The organism is uncultured Roseobacter sp. (assembly GCF_947499265.1).
Taxonomy (GTDB): domain Bacteria; phylum Pseudomonadota; class Alphaproteobacteria; order Rhodobacterales; family Rhodobacteraceae; genus Roseobacter.
Genome location: NZ_CANMNK010000001.1, coordinates 495,260 through 509,043 on the forward strand (window position 1 = coordinate 495,260; position 13,784 = coordinate 509,043).

At 59.3% G+C, this 13,784-nt stretch carries 15 protein-coding genes; all 15 read right to left on the reverse strand.

Going from position 1 to position 13,784, the window contains the following annotated elements:
• Window positions 1-67: 67 nt before the first annotated feature.
• Window positions 68-1,207 (reverse strand): Gfo/Idh/MocA family oxidoreductase, encoded by a 1,140-nt coding sequence (locus Q1A63_RS02440; protein ID WP_298968964.1) that lies wholly within the window; start codon window positions 1,205-1,207, stop codon window positions 68-70.
• A 2-nt stretch (window positions 1,208-1,209) separates the two neighbouring features.
• Complete coding sequence (locus Q1A63_RS02445) at window positions 1,210-2,262, reverse strand: sugar phosphate isomerase/epimerase family protein (protein ID WP_298968966.1); 1,053 nt, start codon at window positions 2,260-2,262, stop codon at window positions 1,210-1,212.
• 1 nt (window position 2,263) lies between these two features.
• Window positions 2,264-3,340, reverse strand: a complete 1,077-nt coding sequence (locus Q1A63_RS02450) for a LacI family DNA-binding transcriptional regulator (RefSeq protein ID WP_298968968.1) — start codon at window positions 3,338-3,340, stop codon at window positions 2,264-2,266.
• An 11-nt stretch (window positions 3,341-3,351) separates the two neighbouring features.
• Window positions 3,352-4,983 (reverse strand): dihydroxyacetone kinase subunit DhaK, encoded by a 1,632-nt coding sequence (locus Q1A63_RS02455; RefSeq protein WP_298968970.1) that lies wholly within the window; start codon window positions 4,981-4,983, stop codon window positions 3,352-3,354.
• A 13-nt stretch (window positions 4,984-4,996) separates the two neighbouring features.
• Window positions 4,997-5,992 carry an ABC transporter ATP-binding protein gene (locus tag Q1A63_RS02460; protein WP_298968972.1) on the reverse strand — a complete coding sequence of 332 codons (996 nt, stop codon included), beginning with the start codon at window positions 5,990-5,992 and terminating at the stop codon, window positions 4,997-4,999.
• Window positions 5,985-7,082, reverse strand: coding sequence for an ABC transporter ATP-binding protein (locus Q1A63_RS02465; RefSeq protein WP_298968974.1), 1,098 nt, complete (start codon window positions 7,080-7,082; stop codon window positions 5,985-5,987). The genes Q1A63_RS02460 and Q1A63_RS02465 overlap by 8 nt, the downstream gene beginning before the upstream one ends.
• 6 nt (window positions 7,083-7,088) lie before the next feature.
• Window positions 7,089-7,277, reverse strand: a complete 189-nt coding sequence (locus Q1A63_RS02470; RefSeq protein ID WP_298968976.1) for a hypothetical protein — start codon at window positions 7,275-7,277, stop codon at window positions 7,089-7,091.
• On the reverse strand, window positions 7,274-8,212 hold the full coding sequence (locus Q1A63_RS02475; RefSeq protein ID WP_298968978.1) for a carbohydrate ABC transporter permease: 939 nt from the start codon (window positions 8,210-8,212) through the stop codon (window positions 7,274-7,276). The genes Q1A63_RS02470 and Q1A63_RS02475 overlap by 4 nt, the downstream gene beginning before the upstream one ends.
• Window positions 8,209-8,394 carry a hypothetical protein gene (locus tag Q1A63_RS02480; RefSeq protein WP_298968980.1) on the reverse strand — a complete coding sequence of 62 codons (186 nt, stop codon included), beginning with the start codon at window positions 8,392-8,394 and terminating at the stop codon, window positions 8,209-8,211. The genes Q1A63_RS02475 and Q1A63_RS02480 overlap by 4 nt, the downstream gene beginning before the upstream one ends.
• Window positions 8,394-9,341, reverse strand: a complete 948-nt coding sequence (locus Q1A63_RS02485) for a sugar ABC transporter permease (protein ID WP_298968982.1) — start codon at window positions 9,339-9,341, stop codon at window positions 8,394-8,396. The genes Q1A63_RS02480 and Q1A63_RS02485 overlap by 1 nt, the downstream gene beginning before the upstream one ends.
• A gap of 94 nt (window positions 9,342-9,435) precedes the next feature.
• The gene (locus tag Q1A63_RS02490) at window positions 9,436-10,755 is read right to left on the reverse strand and encodes an extracellular solute-binding protein (protein ID WP_298968984.1); all 1,320 of its coding nucleotides are present in this window, start codon (window positions 10,753-10,755) and stop codon (window positions 9,436-9,438) included.
• Between the two features lie 189 nt (window positions 10,756-10,944).
• Window positions 10,945-11,856 carry a DMT family transporter gene (locus Q1A63_RS02495; RefSeq protein ID WP_298968985.1) on the reverse strand — a complete coding sequence of 304 codons (912 nt, stop codon included), beginning with the start codon at window positions 11,854-11,856 and terminating at the stop codon, window positions 10,945-10,947.
• Between the two features lie 192 nt (window positions 11,857-12,048).
• Window positions 12,049-12,471: an alternative ribosome rescue aminoacyl-tRNA hydrolase ArfB gene (gene arfB / locus Q1A63_RS02500; RefSeq protein WP_298968987.1), complete on the reverse strand. Its 423-nt coding sequence runs from the start codon at window positions 12,469-12,471 to the stop codon at window positions 12,049-12,051.
• A gap of 9 nt (window positions 12,472-12,480) precedes the next feature.
• Entirely contained in the window at window positions 12,481-12,843 is a 363-nt protein-coding gene (locus Q1A63_RS02505; protein ID WP_299630540.1) for a VOC family protein, read from the reverse strand.
• Between the two features lie 259 nt (window positions 12,844-13,102).
• Window positions 13,103-13,723, reverse strand: a complete 621-nt coding sequence (locus Q1A63_RS02510) for a queuosine precursor transporter (RefSeq protein ID WP_298968990.1) — start codon at window positions 13,721-13,723, stop codon at window positions 13,103-13,105.
• Between the last annotated feature and the right edge of the window lie 61 nt (window positions 13,724-13,784).

Consider the following 13,784-nt stretch of genomic DNA (forward strand, 5'->3'; position numbering starts at 1 on the left):
CCTGCTGAGGTCAGCGGCGGGTATTCAATTCTGGCGCGTAAACAGTCTGTTTACGGAATGTAGATACCTAATCCGGCAAATTCACCCATGCGGCATTGCGGGCGGATGATCGCACACAGGCATCCACGAAATACATGCCGCGCAGGCCGTCGTGAATGGTCGGATAGGTCACCTCCGCGTCCGGTTTTTGCCCGGACCGATGGGCCACAATGGCCTCTGCCGCTTCGCTGTAAATGTTGGCGAAACCCTCCAGATAGCCTTCGGGATGGCCCGGCGGGACACGGCTCATCCTGGCCGCGGCCTCACCTGCGCCCGCCCCGTTGCGGGTGATCAGGCGTTTTGGTTCGCCAAAGGGCGTATGCCACAGATGGTTGGGATGTTCCTGTTCCCACTCCAGCCCGCCCTGCTCACCATAGACCCGAAGCCGCAGTGCGTTTTCGTTGCCGGGGGCGACCTGGCTGGACCACAGCATACCACGGGCGCCACCCGCAAAGCGCAGCATCACATGCGCATTATCATCGAGCTGTCGCCCGGACACAAAGGCCTGCAGATCAGCGGCGAGGCTTTCCACGCGGAGGCCGGTGACAAAACAGGCCAGATTATGTGCGTGGGTGCCGATGTCGCCCGTTGACCCGCCAGCACCGGATTGCGCGGGGTCCGTGCGCCAAGCGGCCTGCTTGAAATCCTCATGCTTGGTCAGCCAATCCTGCGGGTATTCCACCTGTACCACGCGGATCTCGCCGAGATCGCCGTTGGCGACCATCGCGCGCGCCTGTCGGACCATGGGGTATCCGGTGTAATTGTGCGTCAGGAGGAACAGCGCGTCCGAGTCCTCAACGGCCTTGGCCATCTTGCGGGCATCCGCCATGGTGGAGGTCAGCGGCTTGTCACAGATCACGTGGATGCCGCGTTTCAGAAATTCGCGCGCCGCGGCATAGTGGACGTGATTTGGGGTCACGATGGCTACGGCCTCGATCCCGTTCTTCAGCCGTGCTTCACGGATCGCCATCTGCTTGAAGTCATCGTAGGTGCGCGCCGGGTCGAGCCTTAGCGCCGCGCCCGAGGCTTGCGCTTTTTCTGCCGTGGAAGAGAGTGCCCCGGCGACCAGTTCATAGCGATCGTCGAGCCGTGCCGCGATACGGTGCACGGCGCCGATGAAAGCGTCGTTGCCGCCGCCAACCATACCTAGGCGTATGCGATTTGTCATGATCAGATCCCCAGCATCTTACGGTTTGCAGCATCATCCGTGCCGCCATCGGCAAAGTCGTCAAAGGCGCGTTCAGTCACACGAATGATGTGATCCTTGACGAATTGCGCGCCTTCGCGGGCGCCATCCTCTGGGTGTTTCAGGCAACACTCCCATTCCACAACGGCCCACCCGTCGAAATCAATCGCGGCGAGCTTGGAGAAGATGCCCGCGAAATCCACCTGCCCGTCGCCCAAGCTGCGGAAACGCCCGGCGCGGTCGACCCAGGACTGATAGCCACCATAGACGCCCTGCCGCCCGGTGGGATTGAACTCCGCATCCTTGACGTGAAACATCTTGATCCGGTCGGCGTAGATGTCGATGTGATCGAGGTAGTCGAGACACTGCAACACAAAATGCGATGGATCGTAGAGCATGTTGCAGCGGGCGTGGTTGTCGACCCGTTCGAGAAACATCTCGAAGGTCACGCCGTCGTGCAGGTCTTCGCCCGGGTGGATTTCGTAGCAGATGTTCACATCGTTGTCTTCGGCATGGTCAAGGATCGGACGCCAGCGCTTGGCAAGCTCGTCAAATGCGGTCTCGACCAATCCGGCGGGGCGCTGTGGCCATGGGTAGATATAGGGCCAGGCCAGCGCGCCGGAGAATGACACATGGTTCTTGATGCCCATATTGGCCGAGGCGCTGATCGCCTTCATGACCTGATCCACCGCCCACTCCTGACGGGCCTTTGGATCACCGTGCACGGAAGGATCGGCGAAGCCGTCGAAAGCGGTGTCATAGGCGGGATGCACCGCAACCAACTGACCCTGCAGGTGGGTCGAGAGTTCGGTTACCTCGACGCCATTCTCCGCCGCCTGCCCTTTGAACGTATCGCAGTAATCCTTGCTGGCCGCCGCCTGTTCCAGATCAAAAAGGCGTGCGTCCCAGCTTGGCACCTGCACCCCCTTGTAGCCGCAATCAGCCGCCCATTTGGTGATCGCATCCCAAGAATTAAACGGCGCATCATCGCCTGCAAACTGCGCCAGAAACAGCGCCGGTCCCTTGATGGTTTTCATCCTATCCTCCCAATGTGCCACCGGCATCCGGTGGCAGGTTTTCCTTTAGATATATGTCGATGCGAATGCGCTCCTGTGCCAGGTTGATTGGCGCGCTATCGCTGTGGGCACGCATGATGCGGACCGCGCTGCGCACCAGATGGCCGGAATCCTGACTGATGACCGCATCAAAAAGACCGGCGCCCAAAGCCGCGCGCGACAGGGGTGTCAATTCATGGGCAATGATCTTCGGACGCTTCACATCAGGGTGTTTGTCGAAATGTCGGATCAGACCGGCGTTGCCTGCAGCTGAAGAATAGATGCCCAGAATATCCCGCGATCCGGTCATTGCTTGTGGCAGGAGCTTTTCAATCAGATCGGGATCGTCCCGCCCTTCCAGCGAGGCAAGTATGTTCAGGTTGGGGAAGTCCCGCGACATGACCTCGTCAAAGCCCAGGCGGCGCTCCAGATGATCACGCGCCAGCATCGAGCCTGTGACCACGAGGATGTTGCCCGAAACCGGCCCGAGAAAACGACCCATGAGCTGGGCAGCGGTACGCCCGGCTGCGATGTTGTCGATGCCGACATAGGTGTTGCGTTCCGAGCTGGGGATGTCGGCCACCAGCGAGACAACCGAGACGCCGTGCTGACGCAGGCGCGAGATACTGTCGCGTACGGAAGGCGTTTCCGGCCCGAAGATCGCCACACCATCCACCTGTGTCGGATCAAGCGCATTGATGGCATCCGCCAGCGCCATGGGATCAAAGGCGGGGACGCGGGTGCAGGACAGCCGGGTGCGTTCACGTTTCAGACCGACAGATAGATCAGCCACCTGATTTTCGATGAGGTCGACAAATTCATTGTTGGTCGCGGGCAGAATGAACAGAAACCGATAGACCCGTCCACGCGCCAGATTGGCCGCTGCGGTATCGCGGACATAGCCCAGATCGGCAATCGCGCGGTTGACTTTTTCGACGGTGACTTTCCGCACGCCCGGGCGTTCGTTCAGCACGCGATCAACGGTCGCAAGGCTGACCTGCGCGACACGGGCAATGTCGTTCACGGTTGGGTTCAAGGGGGTGTCGCGGCCGATTTTCATGCTGTCTTTAGCTATCCTTTCAGCGCTTCCGCCAATCCTTCAAAGAGCCGTGCGACGGCCTCGGCACCGGGGTCGTTATGTCCGATCAGGTTTTCTTCGGGCACGTAGGAGGCGCGACCCGCTTTCGCCTTGCCCATTGCAGCAGTTCCATTCGCTCCCGTACGGGCAGCGAGGGCTGCGGTGTCGACCCCCTGCGGCAATGCTTCGAGAGCTGGCTGCAACGCGTCGATCATGGTGCGGTCGCCGATGCCCGCACCGCCCACCTGGCTGATCCGCTCCAAGCCCATCAACAGCGCTTCGGGCGTCGGGTGGCCATTGGCGCAGGCGTCCCCCGTGGCGCCAAAGAAAATCGCAAGGATCACCCCGGATGATCCGCCCATGGTCTGGCTCAGCTCATTGCCAATGGCGCGGAATAGCTGTGTCAGATCCGCCAGCGGCATTCTGTCCAGCGATCCTTTCAAGGCGCGTGATGCTGTTGCCAATGTGCTGCCCGTGTCACCGTCCCCGGATTTGGCGTCCAGCGTGTTGAGATCCGCTTCCGCTGCTATCAGCAGATCGCAGCAGGTTTCGATCAAGGCGCGCGTCTTGGCGTTTTGCGAGGGGATCGGCTGGATCGGGCTTAACCCGTCAGGAAGCGGTTTGACCGCGACCGGCGCCAACATCGCCATGCCCGGCCAATCGGGAAGCGGCACAGAACGGTTGAGCGCCGCCTGTCTATCGGATGTCATCGGCAAGACGGATACCGAAAACCCATGCATGTCCAATGACGTCATCATCGGGGCCGGGCCGATGATCGCTTTGATGCCTTGCGCCTTTTCCGAATGGGCCAGTGCGTGCGTCAGCACCGCCATTTCCAGAGGCGTGGTCGAGCCGAGATTGTTTAGAAGCGCCACACACTCCTGGCCTGCGACATGGGGCATGAGCTTGTCGAGCACCATCTCCATCGCGGAAATGGCCCCTTCAAAGGCGACCTGCTCGACACCTGCCTCGCCGTGAATGCCCAGCCCCAGTTCGGCCATACCGGTTGCGATGCGATCCTCTTTGGTCGATCCGGGCACGGTGCAGGTGTCCAGCGATTTGCCGATGGAGGCCATGTCGTTTACCGTCGTTTCGGCGGCTTGGGTAACGGTCTCCAGATCGGCGCCATCTTCGGCCAGGCTGCCGGCGATCTTGTGGACAAAAAGCGTGCCTGCCACACCGCGCGCCTGCGGCAGATCGGGGAGTGCGATGTCATCGTCGACAATGACCATCGAAACCTTCAAACCATACGCACGCGCACGTTCCGCCGCTAGGCCAAAATTGAGACGGTCGCCGGTGTAGTTTTTCACGATCAGCAAACAGCCCGCTTCGCCCGTGACCGCAAGGATACCTGCAAGCACGGCATCGACCGAAGGCGAGGCAAAGACCTCTCCGCAGACGGCTGCAGTGAGCATGCCGTCCCCGACAAATCCGGCGTGCGCGGGCTCATGGCCAGACCCGCCGCCCGAGATCAGCGCAACGCGGGATTTATCCCAATCGCTGCGGCACACAACCTTGATGTGCGGATATCCATCGAGCCGGTAAAGAGCGCCATCCGAGGCGGCCAACAACCCATCGATTGCATCCGTGACAAGCGTTTCCTTGTCGTTGATGAATTGTGCCATGTCTTTCCCCTTCTCAGTAAATTCTGTCACCGGATGCATCAAAGCAAAGCGGATCGCGCGGCGCGATTTTGATCTTGGCACCGGGCGCATAGTCTGCATGTGGATCGGCCAGCGTCGTGATGTCATGCCCTTCAAGGCGCAGATGCAGCCGGGTGTGATCGCCAAGATGCTCGACGCGCCCAACCTCGGCCGCCCGCCCTTCGCCTTGCTGAACGTGCTCGGGGCGCAATCCGATTTGATGGGCATCCTTCGGCGCGGCGCCAAAAAGATCGGCGGGCAGGATATTGATACGCGGTTGGCCCAGACGGGAGGCGACGTAAACCGAATTCGGGTTTTCATAGATTTCGCGCGGCGTGCCGTATTGCACCAGTTTGCCTTCGTTCAGGACGCCGACATGGGTTGCCATGGTCATCGCCTCGATCTGGTCGTGCGTCACATATAGGATCGTGGCCCCGAGGCTGGCCTGAATGCGTTTGAGTTCGATGCGGAGATCCGTGCGCAGTTTTGCATCCAGCGAGCTGAGCGGTTCGTCCATCAGGTAGACCTGCGGATCGCGCACCAACGCGCGCCCGATGGAGACGCGCTGCATCTCGCCGCCCGAAAGCGCGGTTGCCTTGTTGTCGAGCTTGTGGGTGATCTGCAGCACCGATGCGACCTCATCAACCTTGCGTTTGATTTCGTCCTTTGGCGTGTTCAGGATTGGCGATTTCAGCGGGAACTCCAGATTTTCGCGCACCGTCAGATGCGGATAAAGCGAGTATTGCTGGAAAACCATCGCCACGTCGCGTTGAGCCGGTGTCTCATCCATGACGTTGCGCCCGCCGATGCTGATCTCGCCCGCGTCAAGCTTTTCCAGACCTGAGATCAAACGCAGGGTCGTGGTTTTCCCGGCGCCAGTTGGGCCGAGTAACACCACGAAGGCGCCATCGGGGATGGTCATGTCGATGCCTGCAACGCCGACCGTATCGCCAAATGATTTCGAGACGCTCTTGAGAATGACCTCAGCCATGGGACAGCACCTCACTGTTGAGCTCAGAGCGCAGGGCGCGGCCAGATGTTTCATCAAATAGGGTCACTGCCTCCGGCTTGAACCCCAGCCCGACCTTCTCACCCACGGTCGCGACCTGCCCCGCAGGCACCCGCGCTTTCAATTCCCCGTTTGGTGTATCCAGCGTAATGATCTGCGTGGTGCCAAGGTATTCGGTTGCCAACACCTCGCCGCGGTAGCTGCCGCTGTCACTGAGCGTGACGTGCTCCGGCCGGACGCCAAACACCAGCTTGCCGGTGGTGCCTTCCATCTGGCGCGGCACGCCCATCGTCTGGCCATGCATGTCCACAGTCTGCGCACCCTCCGCAACAGCGCCGTCAAATCGCAGAAAATTCATCGACGGCGAGCCAATGAAATCAGCCACGAACATGGTGGCGGGCTTGTCGTAGATCTCCTGCGGGGTGCCGAATTGTTCGACCACGGCATTGTTCATGACCACGATCTTGTCGCCCATCTGCATGGCTTCGAGCTGGTCATGGGTCACGTAAACCGTTGTGGCCCCCATGCGGTCGTGCAACGCGCGCAACTCTTCGGACATGTGCTCGCGGAATTCCGCGTCGAGCGCGCCCAGAGGTTCATCCATCATGAAAGCCTTGGGATCGCGGACAATGGCACGACCAAGCGCCACGCGCTGACGGTCACCTCCCGAGAGGCCCCCCACCGGCTTGTTGAGAATGCTTTCGATCCCCAGAATGCCCGCAACTTCCGCGACCTTCGCTTTGACATCCCGGCGGGCCATGCCCTGCGAGACCAGCGGATAGCTGAGGTTTTTGCGCACATTCATATGTGGGTAGAGCGCAAACATCTGGAAGACAAAGGCGATGTCGCGCTGGCCCGGTGGTTTTTGACTGATCTCCTCGCCATCGAGATAAATCTCGCCCGACGTCGGCAATTCCAGACCCGCAATCATGCGCAGCGTCGTCGTTTTACCGCAGCCCGAAGGGCCCAGCAGCATGAAGAATTCCCCGTCCTCGATGGTAAAACTGGATTCCTTCACGGCGGTGAAATCGCCGAATTCCTTGCGGACGTTCTTGATGATGATTTGCGCCACGCGGGGTTACTCCGGAAAATGGCTGACGATGATGAACATCACCGTGCCGATCAATGTTGTGATGAAGGAGTAGGTGTAGGCCCACATCACGAAGGGTTGCATCAGCATGAAGACACCAAGGGCGATGAGAAGGGTTGCGACCATCTCCCAGGGGCCGCGTTTGAGGCGCAGCAGGCCGGTGATGAAGTTGCTCATTTGCGCACGGCTCCAAATGTGATCCCGCGCAGCAGGTGCTTGCGCAGCGCGACGGTGAAGATCATCACCGGCAGCAGGAAGATCGTGGCACCTGCGGCCACGGCCGGCCAGTCGAGGCCGCCGACACCGATGATTGTCGGGATAAAGGGCGGGGCGGTCTGCGCGGTGCCGGAGGTCAGCAGGACCGCAAAGGCGTATTCGTTCCAGGCGAAGATCAGGCAGAAGATCGCGGTGGAGGCGATGCCCGTGGCGGCCTGCGGCAGGACGACTTTGTAAAAGGCCTGGAACCTTGTGTAGCCATCTATGAGGGCCGCCTCTTCGTATTCGCGGGGGATTTCATCGATGAAGCCTTTGAGCAGCCAGACCGCCAGCGAGATATTCACTGCCGTGTAGAGCAGGATCATGCCAAGGTGCGTGTCCGACAGGCCAAGCTGGCGGTACATCAGGAAAATCGGGATCGCGACGGCGATGGGCGGCATCATCCGCGTCGAGAGGATAAAGAACAGCAGATCGTCGGCCAGAGGGATTTTGAACCGGCTGAAGGCATAAGCAGCGAGAGTGCCGAGGAAAATGCTGAGGAAAGTGGAGCCAAAGCCGATGATCACCGAATTCAGGAACCGCTCGCCGAATTTTGACGGGCCCGCGATGACCATATCGTATTGGCGCACGATCTCTTCGTACCAGGTTTCGGGCGGGTTGGCGGCGAGGAATTCGTCCGTTTGCCGGGTCCGCGTGGTGAAAAGGTTCACGTAGCCTTCGAGCGTGGGTTCAAAGAACACCTTGGGGGGATAGCTGATCGCGTCGGCAGGTGATTTGAACCCCGTGAGCATGATCCACGCCAGCGGGATCATCGTGATCAGCGCGTAGAGAATGACGAGGCTACCGGCAAACCACTTCGAGCGCTTGCTGGGCTCGGTCACGGAGAAGCTGCTCATGACGGGCTCTCCGAAGGATCGGGGTCCGGGTCGGCGATACGCATGCTTTCGATCCGTGCCGGTGCCGTATCAATGTTCGCATGGTCAGCCAGCGCGGCAAAGGCCAGGGCCAAGGGGGTGAGCGGCGCAGCCCAACGGCAGAGGCCTGCGTCTCTGGGCAGCCGGATTTCACAAAAAGACATCACCGTTCCTTCACCTTGTTGAGCGCTTTGACATAGATGCTGGCGAGACCAAACACGGTGACAAAGAGTATTATGGCATAGGCGGAGGCATAGCCCGTGCGCCATTTTTCAAATGCCTCGCGTTTGAGGTTGATCGAGGTGAGCTCGGTCGTGGACCCGGGGCCGCCGCCGGTGAGCTGCACCACCAGATCAAACATCTTGAAGTTTTCGATCCCGCGGAAGAGCACGGCCAGCATCAGGAAGGGCAGGATCATCGGGATGGTGATGGTGAAGAACTGGCGCAGTTTGGAGGCGCGATCCACCTCTGCGGCCTCGTAGATGTAATCGGGGATGGATCGTAGCCCGGCGAGACAGATCAGCATCACAAAGGGCGTCCACATCCAGGTGTCGACGATCACGATGGACCAGGGGGCGAGATCGACAGACCCGAGCATCTCGAAACTCGACGGATCCTTGCCGGTGAAGAACGCCACGATGTAATTGAAAAGACCGATTTGCGGCTGGTAGAGGAATTTCCAGAAATTGCCGACCACCGCCGGGCTGAGCATCATCGGCAGCACGATGATCGTGGTCCAGAGATCATTGCCCTTGAATTTCTTGTTGATCAGATAGGCGAGGGTGAAGCCGATCAGCACCTGCAAGACAATAGTCCAGAACAGGAAATGTGCGGTGGCCTGCATGTTCAGCCAGATGTCGCTGTCGGTCAGGATGCGTTCGTAGTTACGAAATCCGACGTATTCGACCTCGCGGTTCAGGCGGTTGGCGCGAAAATTGGTGAAGCTGAGATTGATCGTCCAGATCAGCGGAAAGATGTTGATCGCGAGCAGTAGAAAGATCGTTGGGCCAACAAAGGTCCAGGCGATGGCGCGGTCGCTGAGGCCCTTGATCTTGCGGGCGACGGTGGGCGGTGTCGCCGCTGCGGCGCGGGTGATTGGGGTCTCGGTCATCAGGCACAGCTTTCCCGTGGCAAGATGACCCACAGGCCCACCTCACCGGCTAGAAGAGGGGGTCAGGCGGGCCGAAGCCCACCTGACGTTTTGTTCAGAGTTTGCCTTCGTCTTCGAAGGTTTCCGTCCAGTCTTCGATCAGCTTGTCCAGCGCTTCCTTGGCGGTACCCTGATCGGCCACCACGTAGTCATGGATGCGTTTCTGCATCGCCAGCAGCAATTCGGCATAGGCTGGCTCCTGCCAGAAATCCTGCACCGCGCCCATGGCCTCAATGAAGTCCCCGGCAAAGGGGGCGCTGTCTTTGAACGTCGGGCTTTCCAGCACGGCCTTATGCGCGGAATAGCCGCCCAAGTCCCACCATTTCTGCTGGACCGCCGGATCGGCAAACCATTTGATGTACTCAAGTGCTGCGTCCTGCTTGTCGGAATAGGCCACGACGGAGATGCCCTGACCGCCCAGCGTGGAGCCTGCCTGATTTTGCGGCGGGTTCACGAAGAAGTCGATCTTGTCGCCCCCCGTATTCGGGTCGGCATAGAGGCCCGGGAAGAAAGCGAACCAGTTCATTGCCATCGCGACCTGACCGGATTTGAAGGCGTCGAGCGATTCACCCATGTAGGAGTTAGTGTAGCCCGGGGGCGTCGCTGTTTCATAGAATTCTTTATAGAATTCAAGCGCCTCAACAGCTTCGGGCGAATTTACAGCGCCCTCCATGTCATAGGAGCCGGGGGTGTTTTCATACTTGAAGCCCCAGGGGTAAAGCGCGCCAGTGACACCCATGGTGATGCCTTCGGATCCCCGTTCCGTGAAGATCGCGGCGCCATAGACGGTTTGGCCGTCGATTTCGCGTTCCTGGAAGAATTGCGCGATTTCAAGCAGCTCCTTCTGGGTCTTGGGTTCCGCCAATTCGCGGCCCGTGGCCTCTTGGAAGGCCGCTTTGATGTCGTCACGCTCGAACCAGTCCTTGCGATAGAACCAGCCGTTGGCGTCCCCCATCGCGGGCAGTGCGTAGTAGTTCGGCGTGCCCTTTGGCCATGTGGAATAGGCGTAGACCGTCGCGTCGGCGAAATCACCCATCGAGATGCCTTCGGCATCGAAGAAATCGTTGAGTTTTACGTAGTGACCATTTTCGGCACCACCGCCGATCCATTGGCTGTCGCCAATCAGCAGATCGCACAGCTTACCGCCGGAGTTGAGTTCGTTGAGCATGCGGTCCGCAAAATTTGGCCACGGAATAAATTCAAAGCTCATTGTGTGCCCGGACTGGGCTTCAAATTCTTTGCTGAGTTCAACAAGCGCGTTTGCAGGGTCCCAAGCGGCCCAGCACAATGTCAGATCTTCGGCCTGAGCGGATGCGCCCATGCTCGCGACGACGAGGCTGAGGGCGCTGACCGAAGCCAGTTTTGAATGTTTCATGTGTTACCTCCCATAAGTCCTCTCCGACCGGTCCATGCCGATTCGATTTTAGGACATCCTCAGGCTAATTGAGGGGCGTACCTCATGTCGATGATTTTTTTGAGGGGCGTACCTCAAAAGAATTTAACCAATTGATTTAAAGAGAAAAGTAGTTGCGAAGGTTCATGCCGGTTGGATCGGATTACCGATCTATTCTGCAACGCGGGCTTTGCTGCGTTGTCGTAAAACCCGCTCGCGCCAGACAATCATCAGGCCTCCGGCGGCGATCAGAAGAGCGCCCGGAAACAGAGCATCGAAGGGTGTTTCGTCAAAGAAGATCCACCCCAGAACAAAAGCCATCGGAATGCCAAAATAGCTGAACGGGGCGAGATTGCTTTGCTCTGTCATCCGGTACGAAACAACCAGAAAGAGCACCGCGGTACCTCCGACCGCCCCCATTGCGACGATCCACGCCATGTCGGTGCTATTGGCAATTGGGGTGAATCCGCCCCAGAAAAGAGCGACGAGAAACGCCCCCGCGAGTGAGGTGACAGAGGAGTAGAGGTTTACAAGCGGGCTGGGCACATCATCGTCGAAGAGCCGCGCGGTGACACCCACAAGAGCATAGAGAAAGGCCGCAATCAGCGGGAGCAGCGCATCGGTCGAAAAGGCGTCGGAGCCGGGTTGCATCACGAGGATGACACCGACGAAACCGATCATGACCGCCGCCCATCTGAGTGGCCCGACTTTTTCGCCAAGCAAGGGTACAGCCATTGCCGTCATGAACAGCGCATTCGCGTATGTGATGGTGGATGCGGTTGCAAACTCCAGCCGTCCCAGCGACAGGTAAAAACTCAACTGCGCCCCGGTGACGATGGCGCCGCGCGCCAGGGCAAGTCGCCATTGACGGATGCGCAGGTTACGACCGGCGTTGTGCCAGGACCGCGAGGACCAGAGCGCAATAGAGGCCGGTACCAGGCCAAACAGGTTGCGCCAGGCAGAGAGTTCGGCGGCTGAGTAGCCAGCCGATAAATGCTTGATGATCAGCCCCATTGCGTCAAATAGGGCGAGGGCAATTAGGCTGAGCAGTATCGCCAGGCCGGTTCGATCTTTGGTGGGCATGAAGGTTCCAGTTTGCTCGGCTCACCCTACGCGTGAAATATGGGATGTCACGCAAATAGGCGTGCGGGACGCGATGGTCCAAAGGCGATCTTCATAGCGTCCCGTGAAATACAAGGGTCGCTCCTGCGCTGCCATCCGTCTTTGTCTCAAATGAAAAGCGATGTTCGATGTCTTGGATTTTTGTGAAACGCGTCAGGTGTCAGGATCGACCCGGCCGCGCAGTGCCTTGACGTCGCCGCGGACCTTCTTGGCTTTGAGGCGGCGCTTTTTGGATCCCAAGGTTGGTTTGGTGGCGATGCGGCGTTTGGGCGGAACAAGCGCCTTGCGGATCAACTCGGCCAGCCGATCGCGAGCAATCACCCGGTTGCGGGCCTGGCTGCGGGTTTCGTCGCATTGGATGACCAAAGCCCCCTCAGACGTCCATCGTCGGCCCGCCAGCCGTTTCAAACGGGTTTTCACCGGACCGGGCAGGGAAGGAGAACGGGCTGCTTCGAACCGCAATTCCACGGCGGAGGAGACCTTGTTCACGTTCTGCCCGCCGGGGCCGGAGGCGCGCATGAAGCTTTCGGTCAACTCCCAATCCTGAAGGCTGATGTCATTGTTGATCTGCAGCACGCGCTTTCCCTACCCATTTGCCAAGCGACCGGACACGCTGACCGAATTGCCGGACGGATCCTTGGTATTGGCAAAAACATAGCCGTCTGCGTGATGCAAGCTCCCAAAAACCAGCCCTTTTGCGGCGCTGGCGTCACAAAAGGCAGGCACATCTGCCACGGTGAAGACTAGTTTGACAGCGGCCTGACCTTGGCGCGCGCCCTTTGCTGCAGGGTGCAACAATAGAATTGTGCCGTTGTCTTTTGGGCGCAACTCCACGATTCTGTCGTCGGGCAGCGCGTGACACGAGTAGTCGAAATGATCGACGTAGAATGCCGCCATTGCGTCGATTTTCCTGGTGTAGAGGATGAGGCTTCCAAGTGTGGGCGTCATGATACACTCCGATCACGGCAACGTAAAAGGGCCACACCCGGAAGTGTGGCCCAATCGAATGGTTTCAGGAGGGGGACCGGTTAGACCGATGTCCACTCAAGTGGTCTGCCCGTCAAGGGCTGCCTCAGCAGGCGACCTCCAAAGCTGTTCCGACACCTCGCTCCAATACCTTTCTTGACACTGGATCACCTCCTTTACCTATCTGTTGACGTTGAAAGAATCGTCGCACAGGTTTCGGAAATCACCAAGTTTTTTTTCGTTAATGCGCGGGGCTCAGCCGGGCAGTGATCACACGGAAGGGGATGAGCGCCAAGAGCGCAAGGCTCAGTTTCACGCCCCAGTCGGCAACCGCCAGTGACACCCAAAGCGGTGCGGCAGGACCAAAGCCCAAGATAGGGAGCACTTCGCCCGCCCAGCTGACATCGTTGGCCGGCTCAAGAAACACTAGGCTGGCGGAAAAGGCGATGGTGAAAAACAGGGCGGTGTCAATCGTGCTGCCGATCAGGGTGGAGGCCAGCGGCGCGCGCCACCAGCGCCCTTCGCGCAGTGCGGAAAAGATTGCGACATCCAGCAATTGTGCGGTCAGAAACGCGATGCCGGAGCCCAAAGCGATGCGCAGCGTCACCAGCGGGCCAAACTCACCCATGATCTGCGTGCCGATCAGCGAGCAAATCAACCCGACAACGAACCCCACCAGCACAACGCGGCGGGCGGCGGCGGCACCATAGACGCGGTTCATCACGTCGGTCACCAGGAAGGCAAGCGGATAGGTGAAAGCCCCCCAGGTCAGCCATTGGCCATAGAGGAATTGCACGAGAATGTTGGAGGCTACAACGATGGCAGCCATGGCAAGAATGCCGGGAAGATGGGCGCGTGTCATTTGAATATCCGTTTTGGCAAGGGTGCGGCACTTGGTCTGACGGGGCCAGACGCGCGGTCTT